The following is a 23132-nucleotide window of genomic DNA, read 5'->3' as shown; positions in this document are numbered from 1 at the left end:
TAGTGTAGAGGGGTGAGTATCGAAGCCCTCGTCGACCCCGCGCCCGCCGTGCTGCGAGCGGCCGCCGCCCGTCCCGACGTCGCCTCCGCCATGAACGAGGCGCACGCCGCGCTCGCCGACCTGCGCTTCAGCGAGGGACTGCGCCGAGGCTGGGAGGAGGCCCGCGCCGAGGCCGCCGTCCGCGAGGCCACCGCCCTGTCCATCATCGAGGGTGCCCGCACGAGCGTCGACGACGTGCGCGCCGCGTCCATGGGAGACGAGGGTGGGCCTGCATCCGATCCGGGGGCTGCCCTCGCTCTGGGGATTTGGCGCTCGCAGTGGAACCTCGCCTCGCGTTTCCCCGCCCTGAACACGCGTTCCCAAGGCGGTGCGCGCGTCGCCCCGACACCCCTGCCAGCGCTGATCGCCGGGCTGCATCGGGATGCCTGCTCCGGTCTCGTGGCCTCCGGCCTCGCTCAGGCGAACGCCGTCGCCCTGCCCACGGACCCCGCCCTGCTGGCCCCCGCCCTCGCGTACGCGTGCAGCGATGCCCCCGCCCTCGCCGTCGCGGCCGCGCTCACCGCCCACTTCCGGTTCCGGCGCGTCTTCGCCCCGGCCTCGTCTGTCGTGGGAAGCGGCCTGGCGCGGTGGATCCTCGTCACGCGCGGTGTCGACCCGACCGGCGTGTGCGTGCCGAGCGCCTACGACGCGCTGGATCCCGCGCGCGCGGGGCGGGAGCTCGCCGGGTGGGTGAGCGCCGACGAGGCCGGCCTGGCCAGGTGGATCACCCACTACTGCGCGGGGATCGTCTACGGGGCCCAGGTGGGGCGCGACGTCGCACGCCACGTGCAGGCGGGCAGACTCTCCTAAATCTGCGCGATTCGTCCGATCCGTCCGATCTGCGCTCGTGTCAGCGGCGCAGCCTCCTAGCGGCGCAGGAGCGCGCAGGCCGCCGCACCCACGGCGACGCCAGCGATGAAGGGAACCGCGACCTTCGCGGGGGTTGGGACCTCGCGCGGCAACACGCGCACCGTGGACGTGAAGGTGAGCGTGGGCCAACCCTCGCGCTGCGCCATCTCGCGCAGGCCGCGGTCCGGGTTAACCGCGTAGGGATGGCCGACGAGGCGCAGGAGCGGCGCGTCCGACACCGAATCCGAATACGCCGAGCACTCCGACAGGTCCCAGCCGCGCGCGCGAGCCAAGGCCTCGCAGGCGTCCGCCTTGCCCTGCGCCTGGTTAAAGTGCGTGATCTCGCCCGTGAAACACCCGTCCTCGTCGACGGCCGCCCGCGAAGCGAGGACCTCATCCGCCCCCAGCATGTGGGCGATCGGGCGCACCACCTGCTCGACCGAGGCCGACGCGATGACGACGACGTCGCCCGCGCGCTTGTGCTGCTCGATGCGCGCGAGCGCCTGTGCGTAGCAGACGGGCTGGATCGTGCGTTCGAGCGCGTCCTCGACCGTGGCCTCGAGGAATGCGGCGTTCCAGCCGCGTCCCATCCGCCCCAGCGCCTGCGCCATCTGCTCCATGCGCGACTCGTCAGCTCCCGTGAGCAGGTAGGGCAGCTGCACGAGGACGGAGGTGATCGCGGTGCGGCGGTTCATGAGCCCGGCCTCGATGAACGGTCCCGAAAGCGCCACGTTCGAGGACGTGTCGAGAATCGTCTTATCCAGGTCGAAAAAGGCCGCGCGTACCATGCGTCTACTCCAGCGTTGGCTCAATCCACAGGGTCCTCCGTCGGGCCCCTTCTATGCACAGGGTGGCATTTTGGGTCTGCGTTGTCCACAGGGGCACGCGCGCGGGTGGACGGGAGGGTTCTGGTGGGCGCAGCGTAGCTGCATGGACATGCATGATGAGACGCACGATGCCGCGAATCGGGGTCCTGTCGCCCTCGTCGGCCTCGCCCCGCCCGACCTGGAGTGCGCCCGTGACGCGGTGGAACTCGCCGGGGCGCGGGTGTGCTCGAACCCGGCCAGCGCGCTGCTGGTCCTCGCCTCGCCAGGCGCGCCCGTGCCCGTCGGCGTGCCCTGCGTGCGCGTTGGGGGAGAGGGGCAGGTGAGTCTGCCCGGGGACACGGCGCTCCTCGTCTCCCTCATCGCCGAGGCCTGCCACCGGTGGGCGATGCCCGGCGCGGTGTGGGTGGTCGCCGGGATCTGCGGCGGGGTGGGCACGACGAGCGTCGTGCGGCTGCTGGCCGGGGAGCAGGGGCGTCGGCGCGGTGTTCGAGAGCGGTGGTGGCGTGGGGCGAGGCATCGTGAACGTGGGCGGGAGCGGGGAGTGGTCGTCGTTGACGCCTCCGGGTCTGTGCCCGGGTTTGCTCGCGCCCCCGAGTGCGATGTCCCCGGCGTGCGGTGGGCGGACCTCGCCCCGGGGGAGGACTGCTATCTGCCGTCGCTGCGCGATCACCTGCCCATCCTCAGCGGAGTGCGGGCCCTCGTCGGGGACGCGCGCGGCGGTGCCAGCGCCGATGACCCGCGCGTCGCCGCCGCCTGCCGGTCCCTGCACGCTCCCCTCATCGTGGACGCGGGACGATGGGATGACCGGGCTGCGCGCTGCACGTCCGCCGTTCACGCGAATGCTCTCGTCCTCGTGACGCGCCCAGACCTGGAGGGTGCCGCGGCGATGGCCGCGAGCCTCGCCTGTCATCCTCCGCCGTGCCCCGCGATCACGCTTGTGTCAACTGGTCGCAGGGGGCGCAGCCCGGGGCTGTCCGCGTGTGCGCCGCGCCCGATCCTGCGCGCGCCGACGCGACCGGGCCGCGATCTGCGTGCTCTCCGCCGGGCCCTCGCCTCCCTCGAACCGACGCCCCTGCGTGGGCGTTCCCTCGCGCGCGACGAGACTGTGCGCCTGGAGGTGGCTCGTGCGTAGCGCCCTGAGACTCCTCGCCCGCGGCACCGCGCCCGCCGGGGCGATCGCCAACACGTCACGACCCGGGTGCGGCGCACGCGAAGCCGCCGACGCCCTCGAGACCCTGCGTGCCCGGCAGCGCGGGATGGACCCGCCCCTCGCGCGCCTCCTCGACGACCCGAGCGTCACCGACGTGCTCATCAACGGCGCTCACGCGTGGGCCGAGCGGGGAGGCGGACTCGCGCGCGTCGACGTCGGCATCCACGACGAGGCCGACGCCCGCCACGCCGCGATCCGACTGGCGAGCGCGTGCGGGGCGCGCCTCGACGACGCCAGCCCCATCGCCGACGGCACCCTGCCCGGCGGCGTGCGCCTGCACGCGGTCCTGCCACCCGTCTCCGGGTCGGGAACGCTCATCTCCCTGCGCGTGCTCGGCACGCGTCGGCTGGGAATCGCGGATCTCGAAGCCTGCGGGACACTGCCCGGTGCGCTCGGCCCGCTCCTGCGAGCGCTCGTCGCCTCGCGCGCCAACGTCCTCGTCTCCGGCGCCACCGGCAGCGGCAAAACGACCCTCCTGAGCGCGGCCCTCTCCCTCGTCCCCTCCTCTGAGCGCATCGTGTGCATCGAGGAGGTCGCCGAGGTCGCCCCCGCCCACCCGCACTGCGTCCACCTCGTCGAACGCAAGCCAAACGTCGAGGGGCGAGGCGCCGTCACCCTGTCCGACCTCGTGCGCGCGGCCATGCGCATGCGCCCCGACCGCCTCGTCCTGGGTGAATGCCGAGGCCCCGAAGTGCGCGACGTCCTGACCGCCCTCAACACGGGACACGACGGCGGATGGGCGACCATCCACGCGAACGGGGCGCGAGACGTGCCCGCGCGCCTTTCCGCCCTCGGCGCGCTCGCCGCCATGGGCGAGGAAGCCGTTGCCGCCCAGGCCGCCAGCGCCCTCGACGCCGTCCTTCACATGCGACGATCCCCCTGCGGGCACCGCTGGGTATCCGAGGTCGGGGTGCTGACGCGCGCTCGCGGGTCGCTCGAGTGCGCGGTCGCGCTCAGCGTCACAGCCTCAGGACAGGTCACCACTCACGAGGCCTGGGCGTCCCTCGCACGAAAGGCCGGACTATGAGGTGGGGTGCCGATTGGATGGCCGTTCTCAGTGGCGGTCGCTCCGTCGTGGAGCGCTCAGCCGATCGCGCGCTCGCGTGCGTGCTCGTGCTGTGCGCGCTCATGCTGGTGTCTCGTGCGCTCGCGGCCGCCTGGCGCGTCGTGCACGAGCGTCGCATCGTGCGCGCGTGGATGCGCCCTGCCGGTTCTCGTCAATCTGCCGGACGCGCGTGGATGCGCCGCCTGCGCAGATGCGCGGGCAGGGGAGAAAACGGGCGGCATCGAGGGCGTGCCTGCGGCGTGCCTCAGGCGCGCGAGCTCTCCCTCCTGGTCGCCGAGGTGGCGACGCGCCTGCGCGCGGGAGCCCCGACCTCCGCCGCCTGGGGCCTCGCGTTGGCGCGCATCGGCGCGGGCGGAATCATGCCTGAAAGCGCGTCCTACCCGCCCATCCTCGACGAATGGGCGCGCGAGCCGCCGCGGTGGGAGCTCCCCGTGCGCGCCCGGGCCCCAGACGCGGCCGCTCGTCGCACCGCCGCCTCCGTCGCCCTGGCCTGCCGATTCAGCCACGGCCTCGGCGCGCCCATGGCCGACATCCTCGACGCCATCGGGGACAGTATCGATGATGCCCAGTCCGTCGCGGAAGCGCGCCGCGTCGCCTCCGCCGGTCCCCTCATGTCCGCGCGAGTCCTCGCCGCGCTTCCCCTCGTCGGAATCGTGAGCGCGCTCGCCCTGGGCGCCTCGCCCTGGCAGTTCTACACGGGAGCGACCGTCGGGAGAATCTGCGCGCTGCTCGGCGTGGCCGCCTGGGTGGCCGGCATCGCCTCGTGCCGCCGGATCCTCGCGCGAGCCCGATCTGTCGACGAGGACACGGACCCCGCCCTGGCCTGCGACCTCGTCGCCGCCGGCCTCGCCTGTGGGGCCGCGATCCCGCGCGTCCTCGACGCCCTGGCCGCCGCCTGCGCGCGAGAATCCCTCGCGTGGACGGCCCATGCCCTGCGGCTCGGCGTCCCATGGGACGAGGCCTGGGAAGAGACCCCGGAGTGGGCGCACCCGCTGCGCGACGCCCTCGAATCGTCCTGGACCAGCGGAAACGCACCCGAAACGATGCTCGCGCGCAGCGCCTCGTGGGAACGCCGCTCGCGCCTGGCGGAGGCGAAAACACGCGCCGAAGAACTCAGCGTCCGACTCGTCGGGCCACTGGGCGCCTGCTTCCTCCCCGCATTCCTCGCGCTCGGGATTGCGCCCCTGCTCGCCACCCTCACCGGCGGCCTCGACATGTAGGCGTTATCCACAGGGCTTTGTGGCGCTCGTGAGTTATCCACAGGGGTCCGAATCCACATGGAATCGGGGCAGGTGTGGCGCGCACACTGGCCACACGCGTCGATAGGCGCGCAGATGAAAGGACAGATCAATGATGATTATCGACAGAATCGAATCCGCGGCCACGCGCGCTCAGCTCGCTGCGATGAGCGCCCTGCAGGACGCGGCCCATCACATGACGGCGGGCCGGGGAGGGGAATCCCACGCGGACCCGGCCGACCCGGAAGAGGGAGCCACCACCGTGGAGTACGCGATCGGGACCATCGCGGCCGCAGGATTTGCGGGACTCCTCATCGTGATCCTCAAATCGGACGCCGTGCGCGCCGCCCTGGAATCCATCATCCAGGAGGCGCTGAACACCCGATGAAGCGCTGCGATCACGGATACGTCACCGTCGAGCACGCCATCGGATTCCTCGCCGTCACGGCCGTCATCGGCGTCATCGTCGCGGTCGCGCAGGCCGGATTGACGGGGGCATCCCTGTGCCAGGCAGTGCGCGAGGGGGCGAGGGCCGCCTCGATCGGGCAGGGGGATCCGCAGGCGGCGGCATCGGCCGCGTACGCCCCCGGCTCCTACGCGGTGAGCCGAGCCGACGGCTGGGTGAGTGTCACCGGCACCGCCCCCTACCGCGGCGCCGCCGGTTGGGTCGGGGGTGTGGCTCGATGCTCGGTGACGACCATCGACGAGGGGGCCCTGCCGTGATCCCCGAACAGGGGGCGGCCATTCCTGGGAGCGACCCTGAGGGGGCGGGCGATCCGCGCGCGTTGTGCGGGGAGCACGGATCCGGGACCATCAACTCCGTAGCCCTGATCGTCCTCGCGCTCGCGCTCGCTGTGGTCCTCGGTGGGGTGGGCGCCGCGCACCGCGAGCAGGGGCGCCTGCAGGCCGTCGCCGACCTGGCGGCCTTAGCGGGCGCCGAACAATCGGCAACGGCACCCTGGGAGGACGTGGGAGAACGGCCGTGCGCGGCCGCCTCCTCCGTCGCCGCGGCGAACGGAGTCGCACTCCAATCCTGCGAAGTACGAGGCAGTGATTGTCTCGTCGTTGCCACGCAGAGCGTCAGAATCGCCGGAATATCAACGATTCTGCGCGCGAAGGCGCGAGCCGGACCCGGAAGCTGAGAAATTCTCAGGAAATTGCCAGCTTCGTTCAATGGTTCCCACAGGTGAGGTACGTACATTAATAGTCATCAAGCCAAGGGCGACACCCACCAAGGGTGAGCCGAGAAAGGGAGCGCATCGGAAGACTTGCACTGTGTTGATGGGATACTCGAAGGGGTCGGCCTCAGGGTCGGCCCCTTCGAGTATCTACGGTGTGGGGTCGAGCCTTGCGTGAGTATCTCCGGTGCGGGTTCGGGTGTCTTCAGTGCGAGGCCGAGCCGTCCGCGAGTGACGGCGGTGCGAGTGCGCCTCTCACACCCCCGGCGCGCGCTCCTGAAGATAGGTGAGCAGCGTGATCGCGCCCTGTTTGGACAGGGGTTCGTTGCCGTTGCCGCACTTGGGGGATTGGACGCAGCGCGGGCATCCGGATTCGCAATCGCAGGAGGACACGGCCTCGAGAGTGGCGGCCACCCACGCCCGCGCGCTCTTGAAGCCGGCGAGCACGTGTCCGGCGCCGCCCCGGAACGCGTCGTGAATAAACACGGTGGGTGCGCCCGTGTCGTCGTGCAGTTCGGTGGACAGGCCGCCCAGGTCCCAGCGATCGCAGGTCGCGACGACGGGCAGGATCCCGATCATCGCGTGCTCGGTCGCGTGCAGCGTGCCCGCCAGGTCCGCGGCCTCGATCCCCATCGCGGCCAGCGCCGCCGGAGTGAGCGTGAACCACGTGGACTTCGTGGGCAGCGTGTGGGTGGGCAGGAAGAGCTCGATGTTGCGGATGAACTCGAGCCCGGGCAGGCGCAGCAGATCATAGTCGGTGACCCGCGTCGACACGTTTGTCGGCCCGTGATGCCAGGTGACCGTGCCGTCCCCGCACACGTACGTCTCGTCGATGGCGCACACCTCGACGCTTGTGTGGGTCGCCGAGCGCGTGCGCAGGGGAGTGCGCACCTCCTCGACCAGGGCGACGCGCGCGTCGTCTGCCCGCGCGGGCGGGATGATGATCGACGAGGCCTGGGCCCCCTCCCGCTCCCCGCCCCCGAGGTGGTCCGTTCCCTGGGTGCCGGCCCCGGCCTCGGGCAGGAGTGCGCGCGGCCATCCCTGGGCGGCGGGTGCGGTGGGCGTGGTGAGGGAGGTGAGGCTCAGGACGTGGAAGGTGCGCCCCTGGTGGATGTAGATGGCGCCGGGGAAGACGTGGGCGTCGGCGGAGGCCTGGTCGATCGTGCCGATGACGGTGCCGGTGGCCGAGTCGACGATCTGGACGTCCCCGGCGGTGCCGCGCAGGTCGGTGAGGTCGCTGGGGCGCTCGGGCCTGGTGGCGTCCCAGAAGTATCCGGCGGGCCTGCGCTTGAGATAGCCGTCGGCGACGAGGCGCTCGGTGACGCCTCGCAGTTCCGGGCCAAAGTAGGTGATATCGGACGGAGTGATCGGTATTTCTGCGGCTGCCGCAGCGACGTGCGGGGCCAGCACCCACGGGTTGGAGGGGTCGATGACAGAGGCCTCGACCTCGCCGAGAATGTGCTCCGGGTGGCGCACCAGGTACGCGTCCAGCGGGTTGTCCGACGCGATGAGCACGGACGTGCCCGGCGCGCCCGCGCGACCCGCGCGACCGATCTGCTGGCGCAGGGACGCGCGCGTACCCGGCCAGCCGACCGTGATCGTCGCGTCCAGGCCCGAGATATCCAGGCCCATCTCGAGCGCCGACGTCGTCGCGAGCGCCCGCACGCCTCCCGTGCGAATCGCCTCCTCGAGCGCCCGGCGCTCTTCGGGAAGGTAACCGCCGCGATACGCGCCCACCCGGCCGGCGTTCGCGGAACCACGCGCCGAAAGCCGATCGCGCACCTGAGCGGCCACGGCCTCGGCCCCCGCGCGCGAGCGCACGAAGGCGAGCAGGCGCGCCCCCTCCTCGACGAAGGCGGTGGCCAGGTTGGCGGCCTCGACCCCGGCGCTGCGCCGCACGATCGGGACCTTGAGGGTGGCCGTGCCGGGAGGCGCGTCGAGGGCCTCCAGGAAGGAAGAAATATCGACCTCGGACTCGTCGGCCATGACCGCGCCCTGCCACAGGACCAGCTCGTGGGCGCCCGCGGGTGAGCCGTCCTCGGTGATCGCGACCGCATCGCGCCCCGTCAGCGCGCGCCCGACAGACCCAGCGTCGCGCACCGTCGCGCTCAGCATGACGACGCGCGGATCCGCGCCCAAGTGGTGGGCGACGCGCAGCAGTCGGCGCACGACCAGCGCAATGTGCGAGCCGGTGACGCCACGCCAATGGTGGGCCTCGTCGATGACGATGAGGCGCAGCGAGGCCAGGAACCGCGACCACCGCTGGTGCGACGGCAGCATCACGTAGTGCAGGAAATCAGGGTTCGACAGGATCAGATCGGCGCCCGCGCGAGCCCACTCCTTCGCCTCGCGCGGCGTGTCCCCGTCCACGGTCGTCGCGCGCACGCGGCGCAGCCTCTCATCGACGAGGCCTTGGCTTTGTTCCGCGTCTGCGCTCGCCTGCGCGTCGGCGGGTTTGTCGTCCTGGCCGAGCAGCGCCATGAGCGAGGCCAGCTGATCCGCCGCCAGAGCCTTCGTCGGAGCCAGATACAGGGCCGTCGGACGGCGATGAATCGCGGAAATGCGCGACGAATCCTCGGCCTCCACCAGGTCCGAGAGGATCGGCGTCCACGCGGCCAGGGACTTGCCTGAGCCCGTGCCCGTCGCGAGCACGACGTCACGGCCCTCGCGCAGCGCATCCAAGGCCTCACGCTGATGAATCCACGGGCGCTCCACACCCCGGCGCGCCCACGCGTCCACGACCGCGGGGCTGACCCACTGCGGCCAATCCGCGATCCGCCCTGATCGTCCCGGCAGCGTCACGTGGCCGAGCAGCCGATCATCCCCGGCGCTCAGGCGCTCCAAGACCGCCAGCAGGTCGGCGGGGGAGGGAGACGAGGCGAGGTCCGGCGCGGCAGCGGTGCTCGATGGCACCCGATCATCCGCCTCACCTCGAGGTGACGCCGACTTCCCTGTGTCCGGGTCAAGGCGCGCGTGCTCGCGTGAACCCGCCCCGGCCTCGTGCGAGTCGGGAGAAGCGCAGCGATCAGCGTTCATCCGCGCCCGGATTCACCGAGCCCCAGAGCCTCGGAGGCGGACTCCTTCACGTACTGGATCGCCGCGATACCCGTCGAAATACCCGACGAAATAGCGTCACGCAGCTGCACATCCGACAGGCCAGCCTCCGTGTCCACCACGAAATCCGCGTACACGCCCAGCGTCCCCTCCGGCGACGTCGACGTGTACACCGTCGGGAAATACTTCTCGCGATTCCAATTGTCCGCGGTCGCGAACAGAGCGGGCTCCGCGCTCTCCGCCGGCAGATCCGACTCCCACAGCGCGCGAATCGACAGGAAACGCCCCGCCGTATCGAAGGACACCAGGAACGGAACATCGTCGAAAATCGCGCCCGCAGCGTGACCCTTCTCGATCACATCCAGCCCATAGCCCATCTCGCGCACGGCCTGAACGACCCGCTCAAAATTAGCCGGGTAAGGGGTCACCTCATCCTCGGGAACCACGTACGGAACGTTCACAGCGAAGCCTCCCGACCCTGGGAATCCCAATCCACGAACCCGGGCAACGTCACCTCAAGATCCGCGAAAAAACCCATAATCATCGACATGGACGTCTCAAAGAAATTATCCAACTGCGCCTGAGTGAGCCCCGACATCACCACGACGTTGCATTCCGCGATCAAGCCATACTGCGAGCCATCCTCCAGGGGAGCCAGGTACGCCTTCGGGCCCGTGCGCGTCGAATTGCAGGCCGCGACCTCGCGGGCCAGCTCGCCGAACTGCTCGGGCGTGCGCGCAATCCCGCGCCACTGAGCGCGCAACTGCAGAATCTGAGGGTTCGTCGCATTCCAGAAAAACGCGGCATTCGGCGTCAAATACGCCAGCTCGCCCTCGTTGTAGTCGCCGAAACGCACATCGCGAGAACGCAACAAATCACGAATACGATCGGTGCTGACAGGTGAAGATGCAGCCACTGACAACTCCCGCGTGACACGTATGGATCGGACACCCCCACTGTAACCGAGGCCTCTGTCCCGCGCGCGCCCACCTTGTCTGACAACTTTCGTGCGCGTGCCGGCCAGGGGCGTGCCGCGCATGCAGACCCGGGGCGCCGTGTGTTCCCCCTGGTGTACACCGTATGTGCCACTGCCCGGGACGAGGCCTCGGGTAGGTGCGCTTTCCACCACCGCTGTGTGCTTGCCTTCGATTCGCATCAAACCCGAACCAATCCACACGCCCGCCCCCCACTCCACTACAGTGGAGGCGGAATACGCTATCGACACGAACGGAGGACACCATGGACGACCCCAACGCCGCCCTGCCCTCCGACCCGACCGTCGACGAGTCCTACACCAAAGGCTCACGCCCCGTGCGCCCCCGCAAACGCTCGTCGGCACCCGCCGAAGCAGCGGGCCGCGCGCCCCGCGAGGACAGCGCCCCCGCGACCCCGCGACCCACCCGAGGGCGCACCCCCAGCCCCGCACCCGCCGACACGCCTGCGGCGGACGGGCCCCGGCCTCGTCGCCTCACCTCCGACTCCTGGTATCGACGCAAGCTCGCCCGACGCCTCGGCGGCGTCGCCACCTGCCTGCTGCTGACGATGCTCATCAGCCACGTCGCGCTCGCAACCGCGCCCGGGCAAGTCCTCGACACCATCCTCATGGAAGGCACCATGCGCTCCGCGAGCCGCTACGAAGCCTTCTCCACACTCATCACCGGCATCGTGTCCGTGCCCGTCATGGTCGCAGCCGGCCTCGTCGTCGCCCTCGTCGCCGCAGCGAGGCGCCGACCCACCCTCGCCGGGCGCGCCCTCGGCGCCGTCATCGGCGCAAACGTGACAACCCAAATCCTCAAGGACTACATCCTCACCCGCCCCAACCTCGGCGTCACCACGGGCGCCGGCAACTCCCTGCCCTCCGGGCACACGACCGTCGCCGTCACGCTCTCGCTCGCCCTCATCGTCGTCGCCCCCCAATGGTTCCGCAGCCCATCCGCGTGGATCGGGTGGGCGTGGACATCCCTCATGGGCGTGTCCGTCATGATGGAAGGCTGGCACCGGCCCTCAGACGTCATCACCGCGGTCCTCATCGCAGGCGCGTGGGCGCTCGCCCTCTCACCCATCGAACGGCGGCCCCGGCACGGCGCGAAAGTCCAACGCGTCATGATGTGGGTGAGCCTCGGGCTCATCGTGATCGCCCTGCTGGCCACCGGCGCTGCCATGTGGGGCTTCAGCATGTCCGCCGCATCCCCCGGATCCGGGTACGGCTTCGAGGACTTCCTGCAGGTGCGCCCCTGGCGATCCCGCGTCCTCGGCGTGGCCGCCGTCGCGTGGGTGAGCGCCGCGTGCGGCCTCATCATGCACCAGGTCGACCGGCTCGCGGGCGAGTAAATCCGGCGGTCCTGGCGGCTCCGGTTGATGTGCTGCCGTGCTTGTGGTGCCGCTTTATGTGCCTGGTCGGGCCGGGCTGCTTGGTGTGCGCGTGGGCGGCGGCCCGCCCGCGAGCCGTCCGCGCCGCGAGCTTCGCTCGGCGCGTCGTCTCGAAGCCCGGCCAGGCCCTGCCACCGCCCACGCGCACCGCAGCCAGGCCCCGCGGCCTGCCATCGTGACCTGCCACCGCGTCCTGGCCCGTCGGCCCAGCAATTTCGCATGCAATTCCCCTTTGGCTATTTCAAACTTTGAATTCATATCGTTGGAATTGCAACGTTTCTGGACTTTGTTGAAAGTTCATGCAATCGAATTGCATGCGAATTTTGCTGAGTGCTGGCCCTGCCGCCCACCGGCACCGCGGCCAGGACGTGCATGCGGTACAAAGTTCTCCCTGCTCGGTTTGTTGGTGGCTCGAGCGGTACAAAGTTCTCCCTGCTCGGGTTGTTGGTGGCTCGAGCGGTACAAAGTTCTCCCTGCTGGCGTCAAATGGCCCAAAATCGGCGTTTTTCGGTGTGCTGGGAGAGTTTTGTACCGGTTCGACCCGCGAGGGCTGCGAACAGGGAGAGTTTTGTACCGGGCCGTCGAATCAGGTGCGCAGGGCCGGTTTCGCGAAACCACCGGAACCACTGCGGATTACCAGTTTGCTGCCGACAGGCATCGGACGTCGTGACGTAACTAGCCCCACATGACTCTAGCGGTGGATAATGGCGGCGGGTTATCGAGCTGCTGACTTGGCAGGCAGTGGCCCCGCCGTCGGCGCCCCAACCCCGCCACCAACCGCAGATCACCAGAAAGGGCCGCTATGCCTCGTCCCGCATCAGCCGTCGTCACCTCCAAGCCCGCGCGCTTCGTCCTGGCCCTGCTGCGCATCGCGGTCGGCTTCATTTTCCTGTGGTCGTTCGTGGATAAGACATTCGGCCTGCACTATTCGACGGGCCCGTCGCGCGCGTGGATCAACGGTGGAACCCCGGCGCAGAGCTACCTGACGGGTGCGACGACCGGTAAGCCTCTGGCTTCCTTCTTCGAGTCCCTCGCCGTACCCGCGATGGATTGGCTGTTCATGCTGGGCCTGCTGGGGATCGGGTTGGCGTTCCTGCTGGGAATCGGCACGCGGCTCGCGGCCGTGGCGGGCGTCGTCATGCTGGGCTTCATGTATGCGGCCGTCGCGCCGTGGGTGTGGGGCTCCCTCAATCCGGTCGTCAACGAGCATCTGGTCTACGCGCTCGTCCTCATCCTGATTCCGCTCACCAGTGCGGGCGACACGCTTGGCCTGGGCGCGTGGTGGAAGGGCCTGGGACTCGTCAAGAAGCTGCCCTTCCTCGTCTGATTCGTTCCGCTTCCTCGACGAGGCCGTGGCCGGGTTTCCGGTCGCGGCCTCTGCGCTTCGTGGTGGTGGTGACGGTGTGGCGGCGACGGTCGTTGTGCCATGGTTTCCCAACAATCTCGCATGCAATTCCCCTGGGTCTATTTCAAATATTGAATTGTGGTCGTTGGAATTGCAACGTTTGTGGGGGATATTGAAGTTTAAAGTAATTGAATTGCATGCGGAATTTTGGGTGGGGAGTGTGAGGTTGGGGCGTGGAGTGCGAGGGTGGAGCGAGGGTGGGGTGAGGATGGGGTCGGATCGGGGTGAGGTTGGGATGTAGGGAGCGTGGGGCGTACTGTCTGGTCGCATGGTCATGCGGTCTCGCGTGCGACCGGACGCAGCCTCGCGTCGGGACGTAGGTCCCCGATGGATCCTGAAAAAGCGCGCACGTGATGAGGGGAACGAGGCGTCGCGCGCGTCGTATTTCTGACACACGTTTGACACTAGATATTGTGGTTGTTGTTCGGCTCAAACACTAGATCTAGTGATTCGTGGTCACGTATCCCTAGATCTAGGGGAGGGGCGCATCGGGCGGAGAAAACCTCCATCACCCACAGTGCCACGACCTCGCCCCACGAGGGTGCAGTGTTCACGACGTGTCGATCACGCGTCCGAACAGCACTGCTGGCTCCGCCGCCCACCGAAGCAACGGCAAGGCCAGAGGCTCCCGCAGCCGCCGACAATGAATAGAAACCCCATGCTCGCAGCGAAAAAGCGGAATCAAGACAGGACCAGAACAATGACCGCACCCCGATACGACGTCGACGCTATTGCAACAGTCGAGGAGTACCTCGATCGCTCCGATTGGCGAGTCAACGCCAACGCGAACCAGGGGTATTCGCTGGGTGGCCTGATCCTGAATTCGGCGGGCAAGATCGTCGCCAACTACTGGCTTGAGCACGTCTACACGCCCGAGATTGGCGCGCCGCACCGCGAGGGCGACTACCACATTCACGACCTCGACATGTTCGCCGGATACTGCGCGGGCTGGTCGCTCAAGCGCCTCATCCAGGAGGGCTTCAATGGCGTGGGTGGCGCGATCGCCTCGGCCCCGCCCAAGCATTTCTCCTCGGCGTGCGGCCAGATCGTCAACTTCCTCGGCACCCTCCAGAACGAGTGGGCGGGCGCCCAGGCGTTCTCCTCCTTCGACACCTACATGGCGCCCTTCGTGCGCCTGGACAACATGGAGTACGAGGAGATCGTGCAGTGCATGCAGGAGCTCATCTACAACCTGAACGTGCCCTCGCGCTGGGGCAGCCAGTGCCCCTTCACGAACCTCACTTTCGACTGGACGTGCCCGGACGACCTCGCGGACGAACACCCCCTCATCGGCGACGAGGTCGTCGACTTCACCTACGGCGAGCTGCAGCGGGAAATGAACCTCATCAACCGCGCGTTCATCGAGGTCATGACGGGCGGTGACGCGGACGGCCGTGTCTTCACGTTCCCGATCCCGACCTACAACATCACGCCCGACTTCGACTGGGAGGGCGAGAATGTCGACGCCCTCTTCGACATGACCGCGAAGTACGGCCTGCCCTACTTCCAGAACTTCATTAACTCCGACCTGGACCCGCACATGATCCGCTCGATGTGCTGCCGCCTGCAGCTGGACCTGCGCGAGCTCCTCAAGCGCGGCAACGGCCTCTTTGGCTCGGCGGAGCTCACGGGCTCGATCGGTGTGGTCACGCTGAATATGGCGCGCCTCGGCTACCTGTACAAGGGTGACGAGGAGGGTCTCGTCGCGCGCATGGACGAGCTCATCGACCTGGCCTCGAAGTCCCTCGAAATCAAGCGCGAGACCATCCAGTACCACATGGACCACGGCCTCTTCCCCTACTCGCAGCGCTACCTGGGCACGCTCGATAACCACTTCTCGACGATCGGCGTCAACGGCATGAACGAGATGGTGCGCAACTTCAGTGACGACGCCTACGACCTGACGGATCCGCGCGGCTTCGACATGTGCGTGCGCATCCTGGACCGCGTGCGCGAGCGCATGGTCCAGCTCCAGGAGGCCACCGGCCACATGTACAACCTGGAGGCCACCCCCGCGGAGGGCACGACGTACCGCTTCGCGAAGGAGGACCGCAAGCGCTTCCCCGACATCATTCAGGCGGGTACGCCCGACGAGCCGTACTACACGAACTCCTCGCAGCTGCCGGTCGCCTACACGGATGACCCCTTCCAGGCGCTTGAAGATCAGGAGGTCCTGCAGGGCAAGTACACGGGCGGCACGGTCCTGCACCTGTACATGGGCGAGCGCGTCTCCTCGGGCGAGGCCTGCAAGGAGATGGTGCGCCGCTCGCTGACGGCCTTCAAGGTCCCCTACATCACGATCACGCCGACCTTCTCGATCTGCCCGGTCCACGGCTACCTGGCCGGCGAGCACTTCACGTGCGACAAGTGCGCGGCCGCCCACCCGGATGCCGAGCCGCAGGCCTGCGAGGTGTGGACGCGCGTGATGGGCTACTTCCGTCCGGTCCAGTCCTTCAACATCGGCAAGAAGGGCGAGTACCACGAGCGTCAGATGTTCTCCGAGACCGCCGCGGATGCGCACGGTGAGCTCGTCAGCGCGTTCCCACCCGCGGGGAGCCGCTGACGTGGGCGCCCGTCCCCCGATTGACGAGGCCGGGGCTCCCCGGGAGGGCACGCTGAGCCTGGGCGGCCCCGGCCTCGTCGGGGGGCGAGCGAACCGCGAGTGGACGCCGGACGACCTGCAGATCGCGGGCCTCGTGCCGATGTCGACCGTGGACTGGCCGGGCAAGTTCGCGGCGTCCCTGTTTTTGCAGGGGTGCCCGTGGGCGTGCCCGTACTGCCACAACAGCGCGATCATCGACCCGCGCATCCCGGGCGTGGTCGCGTGGAGCAAGCTTGAGGATCTGCTGGCGCGCAGGCGCGGCCTCCTGGACGGCGTCGTGTTTTCGGGCGGCGAGGCGACCCGCCAGATCGCGCTCGGGGCGGCGATGGCGCGCGTGCGCGAGCTGGGTTTCGGCGTCGGCCTGCACACCGCGGGCCCCTACCCGCGCCGCCTGGCGGACCTGCTGGACGCGGGCCTCGTCGATTGGGTGGGCATCGACGTGAAGGCGACCCGGGGCAATTACGAGGCCGTGGCCGGGCGAGCGGGCGCGGGCGAGCGCGCGTGGGAGTCGCTGGGTATCGTCCTGGCGCACCCTGAGGTGGACCACGAGGTGCGCCTGACCGTCTACCCGGATGGTCCCGCCGACGGCTTCGAGGTGGCGGCACGGGCGCGCGAGATGGGGGCGAGGACCTTCGCTCTCCAGCAGGCGCGCGACATGGGGACGCCGGACGGGTTCTGTGCGACGAGGCCGGGGTGGGACGATCAGGTACGCTCCCTCGCGCGGGACATCGAAACCCTTGGCTTTGACAGATTTATCTTCCGTGGTGACTCGTAGAGCTTTTGTCAAGTGACAGCGCCGCATGGTGGGAAAAAATATGGTGAAGGTTTCACTTGTGACCCCTGATCGCGGTATTGTGTAACAACCTCGTGACCGTGAAGTCTGGAGTTTCGATGGCTGAAGAGCTGCATTTCGACGACCCTGCGGCGGCTGCCCAGGACCCGTCGACCGACGCTGAAGCGCTGCGCCAGCTGGCGTACCGCTACCCCGAGCTGCGCCCGGTGGTGGCCGCCCACCCGCACGCCTACCGCGGGCTGCTCGACTGGTTGCACCAGTTCAACGATCCGCAGGTCAACGCGGCTCTCGAAGCGCGCGACGACTACGACGGCTACATCGACTCTAACGGCTTCCTCGTCATGAATGGAGACGTGTCGGGCGCCGTCGCCGGCTCCTCGATCCGCACTTCCGAGTCCGGCATGTACGTTCTGGGTCAGGGCGGCGTGAACTCCTACTCGCAGGTCGAGCGCACCACCCCATACTCCGCGGTCGTTGGCTCGAATGCGCCCGTCCCGAAGGTGGGTGCGCGCGAGCAGGTCGTTGCCCAGGTGCAGCGCCACTCCATCATGGGTGGCAAGGCCGCCCAGGATCCCGAGGCGACCGCCGTCTACCCGAGCGCATCGGCAGGCTCGTCCTACCCCAGCGCGTCGGGCACCCCCGCGCGCACGCAGCCCACGCCCCAGGCCTACCGGGGTGCAGGCGCGTCCTACCAGGTCCAGCCGAGCGCCCCGCAGAATGCCGCGCCCGCCGCACAATCCAAGGAAAAGCGCGGCTTCCCCGTCATGGCGGTCATCCTCGGCGTCCTCGCCGTGACCGCGGCGGTCCTCCTCGCCTTCGTCATCTACGTGTTCACGCGCGGATACGAAGGACCCGCGGCCGGTTCGAGCCCGAGCTCGTCGTCCTCCTCGTCCTCGTCGGCCCCGACGCCTTCTGCGAGCGCCACGACCGAGGAACCCGTGAAGTATCCGGCCCCCGCCGGTGCGATCACCGTCGACTCGTTCTCCTCGCCGTCCGGCAATATCACCTGCTCCTTCACCGCTGACGGCGTCAGCTGCGGCATCGGCGAGTCCGATTGGGCCGAGGACGGCTTCGCCTCCTGCACCGGCAATAAGGTCGGCGTCCTGACCGCCACGAAGGACAAGGCTGGACAGTCCTGTGAGAGCGCTTCGCCCAGCGGCGGCAACGCCCTCGCCTACGGCGCTGCCGCCACGAAGGGCGACTACGCCTGCCACTCCACGCAGGACGGCATCAGCTGTTGGAACACGAAGACCGGCCAGTCCTTCGCGCTGGCGCGCGGCGGCTGGATGACCGGCACGACCGGCGAGATCGGCCCCGAGAAGTTCACGTGGAACGACTGACCCCACGCGCATGACGCGCGCATAACGGAGGGCGGGCCCGAGGAAATTCTCGGGCCCGCCCTCCGTCTGAGTCGACGAGGCCTGGGTGCAGCCGTCCTGTGGGACGGCGCCTCGGGCCGCACGTCGCGACCCTAGTGCCGCGCGGCGGGGTGCCCCGGCCTCGTTCCTGCTCCGGCGCTACGCCTTTTCGCTCCGGTGCTACGCCTTCTCGCTCCGGCGCTACGCCTTCTCGATGGGGCCCAGAATGAGGTTCGCCCACGCGGCGTGCAGGGACTCCTGGTCGGAGGGCTGGAAGAGGCCGGCCAGGGCGTCACGGTACAGGCGCGAGAGCTCGTGCGTGTTGTAGTAGGCGCTGCCACCGCACGCGCGCATGGCCTGCTCGACGGCACGCAGCGTGGCCTCGGCTGCCGCGTTCTTCGCGGCGGACAGCTGCGGCATCCACGAACGGCCGCGGTCCACACCCTCGTCGATATCGCGCGCAAGCTCACGGATCTGCGGGCCGACCGCGTTCATGATGAGGGCGGCCTCGGCGATGCGCCAGCGGATGTCGGGGTCGTTGGAGTAGGTCGTCTGGTTCTTCACCGAGCGGCGCTTCGCCACGTGCTCGGCGGCGACCTCGACGGCGCGCTCGCCGACGCCCTGGTAGGTGGCGGCCAGCAGGATCTCGAAGTGGGAGAAAATGCCGAAGATGACCGGGTCGGCGCTCGGTCCCGGGTCCGTGATCGTCAGGATGCGCTCCTCGGGCACGGTCACCCCCTGGAGCAGGGTGGTCATGGACTGGGTGGCGCGCATGCCCAGCGTGTTCCAGTCGTCCTTGATCGAGTAGCCTTCGTCGTCGCGGTGGACGATGCCGAACACGGACTTGGGGCCCTCCTCGGTCTCCGCGCGCCCGAAGATCAGCAGGCGCGTCCACACGGGGGACAGGGACGTGAAGATCTTGGTGCCCTCGAAGGAGTAGCCGCCGTCCGCGGTCGCGGTTGCGCGGGTCGTTGAGCCGAAGAGGACGAGGTCGTTGCCCGGCTCGGAGATTCCGAAGCCGAAGACCTCGCCGGCCACCGCGTCGCGCAGGATCTGCTCGCCGCGCGCGTTGCCGTGGGTGACCAGGTAGCGGCCCAGCCCGACGATGATCTGGTGCATGTTGATGCCCAGCGCGGTGCCGGGCGCCGCCTTGGCCAGCGCGGTCTGTTCCGCGGCGATCTCGGTCAGGCTCAGGCCCGCGCCCCCGAACTCCGTGGGGACGAACGCGGACAGGTACCGGGCCTCGCGCAGGTCGGCGAGGTCGGCCTCGGGGTAGGTGTTCGCGGCGTCGACGTCGGCGGCGCGCTCGTGGATGCGGGCGAGAAGGTCGGAATCCAGGAAGCTCATCGCGGTCCTCTTTTCGGGTCGGACGAAGGGACGAGGCCGGGGCGCCTCGCGCGACGTGGCGCGGTAGCGCGGTGGCCCCGTTACTCAGGGTGACCTTACTGTAGCGCCGGGGTTGTGGGACGGCGAGATGTAACGTGCCTGACGGGGCGTTGTCTGGCCTCGGGCCGCTCCCATTCGATAGGCTGGACACTGTGAGTACTCCGAACGCGCCCCGCACTGCCCTCACCCCGCGCCAGCGATTCCTGCGCGAGCGTCAGCAGCGTCAAAACACGACGTTCGCTGTCATCGGTGTCGTGATGCTAGTGGCCGCGGTGGTGGCCTCCCTCGTGTTCACGGGCATCATTCCCGTTCCTTTCGGCAACGACTTCTCGGTGAAGATCAAGTACGCCGAGACCGGCGATATCCCCTGCCCGACGGCGAACGCGAAGCCCGTTGCACCCGGCCAGGTGTCCGTCACCGTCATCAACACGACGCAACACCAGGGTCTGGCATCCAAGGCGACGGACATGTTGACAACCGCTGGATTCCAGACGGCGGAGCCCGCGAACTCGGACGTCGAGTACACCGGCAAGGTGCGCATTACCGCCGGTCCGAACGCGGTGGATAACGCCTACTCGGTGGCGCGTTTCTTCCCCGGCGCGCACGTGCGCCTCTCCGACGCGCAGGATTCCACGGTCACGGTCGAGCTGGGAACCTTCTACGACGACGCGATGAGCGCCGAAGACGTGCAGCGCGTCCTGAAGTCCACGGATCCCATCGAGCAGCCCGCCAAGTGCCGCCCGATGTCCGGATCAAAGTAGGATCGACGCGTCGCATCAACGACAAGGCCGCCCCTCGGGGCGGCCTTTTTATGTCGTTTGTCGATGAGCATCGTTTCGGGGTTAAAGGGTAATAGGACACTACGTGTCGGTTTTGTGGTGACTTTTCGGCTTGCTGGTGCGGAAAAATTGGTGTTGAAGGTGGCGTGAGCCAACTTGAAGGATGGACAAATCGTGTTGCTAGCAGGGTGACTTTTCGGCTTTGTCACGCGGGAAAGTTACGATTTTAGTTGCTTGTGTTTGCCTCGTTCCTGCGAACCCTGCATCGTGCCCCGTGCGCGGGCCCCTCTGGCAGCACACGTGGGCCCGACAAGTCGCACGTGGGCCCTCTCATGCGCACGTTAACCCGCTCATGTGAGCCTGGGCAGCCCCGCCCACGTGCATGTCGAGGGGTTTGCGTGCGTATCAAGGGGTTTACGCGCACACTCAGGGGTTAACGTGCGAACGCGCAATGTGGCTGTCGGGTCGCTACCACCCTGGCCAGGCGCCCGACAATGTGCGCGAGCAACCCATACCCCCGGGAACTGCCCAAAACGCAGGCTACTTCGCCACTAGCGGCCCGTTTTTAACGTTTTTCGCCGAGGTGTTCTGCGGTTTGGGCGCCATACCACCTCGAACAGCGGCCGCGCCGCCGCCAGTCGGGGGGAATTGCATCATTAGAGCTGCGACACGCCGGCGACGCGCCGTCAGAGCGCCCCTAATGCTGCAAAACCCCCACCGCCACCAACCTGATGTGCGCCGCATCACCTACAAGTCCTGGGCACAGGACCGGTTGGCGCGAAATAATTCGCCCAACACCGCCCCTCCAGTGGCATTCCCGCGAAAAAACTCGCCCGGCAAGCGCAAAAACGCCGAATTTGGGGTGTTGTGAGCGCGCAGGGCGAACTTTTTCGCGCTTTCGCGATCTAACAGGGACGCAGGGCGAACTTTTTCGCGCGTGCAGACGTAGGCCCTCCAGTGCACTACCCATCAGCGACCAGGCCCAACTGGTGTGGAGGGCACCGGCGAGCACGGAGGGCCTGGCCGCGGTGCCCGTGGGCGGCGGCAGGGCGCTGCCATAGCCCGCCAACTGGCACAAGGACTACGCAAGAGCACAACACAACTCGCCCAACTACAACCGCACCGGGCCCCTCCGGTACAAAACTCTCCCAGCACACCCACCCTCGCCACATATCCGGTACAAAACTCTCCCCGCTCGCCCGAAATGGCTTAATTTGGCGCTTTTTCTACATGCAGGGAGAGTTTTGTACCGTTGTCACCACCAAGAAGCCGAGCAGGGAGAGTTTTGTACCGAACGCGCGGCAGAGATCGAGCGAGCCACGACAGCACAACAGGCCCCACTAGTGTGGAAGGCACCGGGGGTGCGGAGGGCGGTGGCGGGACTGGAAGGTACCGGAGGGTGCGGAGGGACCGGAGGGCACGGGCGGGCTTTGAGGCGCGGGGCCTGACTGCAGCGCCTGCGGGCCGTGCCAGGGCCTGGTCCAGACAAATTTCGCATGCAATTCCCCCGCGACACGAATCAACGCGCGCTCAAAAACCGCGGAATATCAACGATTAGACTTCAATACTTGAAATACACTCAGGGGAATTGCATGCGAAATTGACGGGAGAGCGGCCCGTGGGGCGTCAAGCAGCGTCACGTCGGCGGGAATGCCCGGTCAGTGGCCGGTCAGCGCCCGATCAGTGCCCGGTCAGCGCCCGCTCAGCGGCCGCTCAGCGGCCCGGCCGTGCCACGACCTCGGATATTCTCCAGGAGCGCCTCACCGTCCGAGCCGTACCAGACGGGGATGGACTCGGGGACGGTCCACAGCGCGTCGGGGACCATGGCCTCGAAGCTGCCGTGGGCCATGAACTGCTCGATTTCGGATAGGGAGCGAATCGCGATGCCCGCGACGCACTGGGGGAACTCGCGGGCGAACTCCGCGTAGATTTCGGGGTCGCGCTGCCCGTCGTCGCCGACCAGGAGCCAGCGCATGTGCGGGAACATGCGGGCCAGACGGCGCAGCTCGCGGCGCTTGTGCTCGGGGCCCGAGCGGAACCAGCCCGTGTTCGAGGGGCCGAAGTCCGTCATGAGGAAACCGCCTGCCGGGTAACCGGCGCGCTCCAGGAAAGAACGAACGGTCGGCACGACGTTCCACGCGCCTGTCGACAGGTACATGATGGGGGAGTGGGTGCCCTCGGGCACGCCCTCCGACGTGGCCGAGGAGGTCGTCAGCGTCGTCAGCAGGTTCGCCATGCCGGGGACGGCCTCGCGCGAAGAGACGCGGTCGAGGAACGCGTGCTTCGCGGCGGTGACCAGGCGCGGCAGCATGGAGACCATGACGGTGTCGTCGATGTCAGAAACGACGCCGAAGCGCTCGTCGTCGGAAACGATGCGCAGGCGCACGCGGGCGGGGCGTCCGGCGCGGATGCGGCCCTTGCGGGGGCGCTCGTGCATCGCCGAGGCCGGGGCGGGCAGCGGGGTCGCGGTGCGCAGGGTGGCGGCGAGCTTCGCGGCGGTGTCCTCGGACATGCCGAGGGCGCGCACGTCGCCCGCGTGCAAGACCTGGATGGTCGCGTCGTGCCAGCCCGGCTCGAGTCCGTGGCCGAGGACCGTGATGTCGACGAAGCCGCCGCGGTCCGCGAAGGCGAGCCTGCGCGCGTTACCGACCGTGACGAGCACGGGCTGGCGGGGGACCTGGGCGTTGAAAAACTGGCGCCACCCGCGCCGCGTCTGAAGCCACGAGCGGCCGTCGTCGCCGCGCGCCATGAGGACGCGGCCGAGGATGCGGGCGCTGCGCTGGGAGCCGATGCCGCCGAAACCGACGACGCCCGGGTAGTACCAGCCCTGTGCCATCACAGCGACCAGCAGAGACGATGCGAATTCGCCCGCGCCAGCCGTGAGGGCGAGCGCGAACGAGGGCGATTCGTCGTCGATGAGGGGTGGTCGGAGGCGCATGAGGGCAATCATAGGGCCTCACCCCACCCGGAGCGCAAGA

General features: G+C 68.5%; 19 protein-coding genes. 13 read left to right on the top strand and 6 right to left on the bottom strand.

Annotated features, from left to right (window positions below):
• Positions 1-12 precede the first annotated feature (12 nt).
• Positions 13-849 carry a hypothetical protein gene (locus tag HMPREF1478_RS02805; RefSeq protein WP_016460567.1) on the top strand — a complete coding sequence of 279 codons (837 nt, stop codon included), beginning with the start codon at positions 13-15 and terminating at the stop codon, positions 847-849.
• 56 nt (positions 850-905) lie between these two features.
• On the opposite strand, the gene HMPREF1478_RS02800 is transcribed toward HMPREF1478_RS02805, so the two are convergent.
• Positions 906-1676 (bottom strand): HAD family hydrolase, encoded by a 771-nt coding sequence (locus HMPREF1478_RS02800; protein ID WP_016460566.1) that lies wholly within the window; start codon positions 1674-1676, stop codon positions 906-908.
• 142 nt (positions 1677-1818) lie between these two features.
• On the opposite strand from HMPREF1478_RS02800, the gene HMPREF1478_RS02795 reads away from it, so the two are divergent.
• The 6 genes from HMPREF1478_RS02795 (at position 1819) to HMPREF1478_RS02770 (ending at position 6371) form a co-directional block, all read left to right on the top strand.
• Positions 1819-2847, top strand: coding sequence for a CpaE-like family protein (locus HMPREF1478_RS02795; protein WP_016460565.1), 1029 nt, complete (start codon positions 1819-1821; stop codon positions 2845-2847).
• On the top strand, positions 2840-3952 hold the full coding sequence (locus tag HMPREF1478_RS02790; RefSeq protein WP_016460564.1) for a TadA family conjugal transfer-associated ATPase: 1113 nt from the start codon (positions 2840-2842) through the stop codon (positions 3950-3952). The genes HMPREF1478_RS02795 and HMPREF1478_RS02790 overlap by 8 nt, the downstream gene beginning before the upstream one ends.
• Before the next feature lie 17 nt (positions 3953-3969).
• Complete coding sequence (locus HMPREF1478_RS02785; protein ID WP_232207409.1) at positions 3970-5211, top strand: type II secretion system F family protein; 1242 nt, start codon at positions 3970-3972, stop codon at positions 5209-5211.
• A gap of 130 nt (positions 5212-5341) precedes the next feature.
• Positions 5342-5617: a DUF4244 domain-containing protein gene (locus tag HMPREF1478_RS02780; RefSeq protein WP_034474855.1), complete on the top strand. Its 276-nt coding sequence runs from the start codon at positions 5342-5344 to the stop codon at positions 5615-5617.
• On the top strand, positions 5614-5952 hold the full coding sequence (locus HMPREF1478_RS02775) for a TadE/TadG family type IV pilus assembly protein (RefSeq protein WP_016460561.1): 339 nt from the start codon (positions 5614-5616) through the stop codon (positions 5950-5952). Before HMPREF1478_RS02780 ends, HMPREF1478_RS02775 begins: the two co-directional genes overlap by 4 nt.
• The gene (locus tag HMPREF1478_RS02770; RefSeq protein WP_016460560.1) at positions 5949-6371 is read left to right on the top strand and encodes an Rv3654c family TadE-like protein; all 423 of its coding nucleotides are present in this window, start codon (positions 5949-5951) and stop codon (positions 6369-6371) included. Before HMPREF1478_RS02775 ends, HMPREF1478_RS02770 begins: the two co-directional genes overlap by 4 nt.
• Before the next feature lie 291 nt (positions 6372-6662).
• On the opposite strand, the gene HMPREF1478_RS02765 is transcribed toward HMPREF1478_RS02770, so the two are convergent.
• From HMPREF1478_RS02765 to HMPREF1478_RS02755, 3 genes are all read right to left on the bottom strand, one after another.
• A complete protein-coding gene (locus tag HMPREF1478_RS02765) occupies positions 6663-9242 on the bottom strand; it encodes a DEAD/DEAH box helicase (RefSeq protein ID WP_051113414.1) in 2580 nt (859 codons plus the stop codon).
• A 197-nt stretch (positions 9243-9439) separates the two neighbouring features.
• Positions 9440-9922, bottom strand: a complete 483-nt coding sequence (locus tag HMPREF1478_RS02760) for a YbjN domain-containing protein (protein WP_016460558.1) — start codon at positions 9920-9922, stop codon at positions 9440-9442.
• Positions 9919-10377 (bottom strand): YbjN domain-containing protein, encoded by a 459-nt coding sequence (locus HMPREF1478_RS02755; protein WP_016460557.1) that lies wholly within the window; start codon positions 10375-10377, stop codon positions 9919-9921. Before HMPREF1478_RS02755 ends, HMPREF1478_RS02760 begins: the two co-directional genes overlap by 4 nt.
• A gap of 323 nt (positions 10378-10700) precedes the next feature.
• Between HMPREF1478_RS02755 and HMPREF1478_RS02750 the strand changes: the two genes are divergently transcribed.
• The 5 genes from HMPREF1478_RS02750 (at position 10701) to HMPREF1478_RS02730 (ending at position 17971) form a co-directional block, all read left to right on the top strand.
• Positions 10701-11792: a phosphatase PAP2 family protein gene (locus HMPREF1478_RS02750; RefSeq protein WP_016460556.1), complete on the top strand. Its 1092-nt coding sequence runs from the start codon at positions 10701-10703 to the stop codon at positions 11790-11792.
• A gap of 841 nt (positions 11793-12633) precedes the next feature.
• Positions 12634-13158, top strand: a complete 525-nt coding sequence (locus HMPREF1478_RS02745; RefSeq protein WP_016460555.1) for a DoxX family membrane protein — start codon at positions 12634-12636, stop codon at positions 13156-13158.
• A gap of 736 nt (positions 13159-13894) precedes the next feature.
• Complete coding sequence (locus tag HMPREF1478_RS02740) at positions 13895-15799, top strand: ribonucleoside triphosphate reductase (protein WP_083940064.1); 1905 nt, start codon at positions 13895-13897, stop codon at positions 15797-15799.
• A complete protein-coding gene (locus tag HMPREF1478_RS02735) occupies positions 15750-16613 on the top strand; it encodes an anaerobic ribonucleoside-triphosphate reductase activating protein (protein WP_083940063.1) in 864 nt (287 codons plus the stop codon). Before HMPREF1478_RS02740 ends, HMPREF1478_RS02735 begins: the two co-directional genes overlap by 50 nt.
• Before the next feature lie 116 nt (positions 16614-16729).
• The gene (locus tag HMPREF1478_RS02730) at positions 16730-17971 is read left to right on the top strand and encodes a variant leucine-rich repeat-containing protein (RefSeq protein ID WP_016460552.1); all 1242 of its coding nucleotides are present in this window, start codon (positions 16730-16732) and stop codon (positions 17969-17971) included.
• 219 nt (positions 17972-18190) lie between these two features.
• Here HMPREF1478_RS02730 and HMPREF1478_RS02725 read toward each other — a convergent pair whose 3' ends face one another.
• Positions 18191-19336, bottom strand: coding sequence for an acyl-CoA dehydrogenase family protein (locus HMPREF1478_RS02725; protein ID WP_016460551.1), 1146 nt, complete (start codon positions 19334-19336; stop codon positions 18191-18193).
• A 191-nt stretch (positions 19337-19527) separates the two neighbouring features.
• On the opposite strand from HMPREF1478_RS02725, the gene HMPREF1478_RS02720 reads away from it, so the two are divergent.
• The gene (locus HMPREF1478_RS02720; protein WP_016460550.1) at positions 19528-20136 is read left to right on the top strand and encodes a LytR C-terminal domain-containing protein; all 609 of its coding nucleotides are present in this window, start codon (positions 19528-19530) and stop codon (positions 20134-20136) included.
• Positions 20137-21856: 1720 nt separating this feature from the next.
• On the opposite strand, the gene HMPREF1478_RS02715 is transcribed toward HMPREF1478_RS02720, so the two are convergent.
• Positions 21857-23104, bottom strand: a complete 1248-nt coding sequence (locus tag HMPREF1478_RS02715; RefSeq protein WP_016460548.1) for an App1 family protein phosphatidate phosphatase — start codon at positions 23102-23104, stop codon at positions 21857-21859.
• Positions 23105-23132: the final 28 nt, after the last annotated feature.

This window comes from Actinomyces sp. HPA0247, assembly GCA_000411415.1.
GTDB lineage: Bacteria > Actinomycetota > Actinomycetes > Actinomycetales > Actinomycetaceae > Pauljensenia.
The sequence above is the reverse complement of the archived record's forward strand: the minus strand, read 5'-3'. Positions and strand labels throughout refer to the sequence as shown.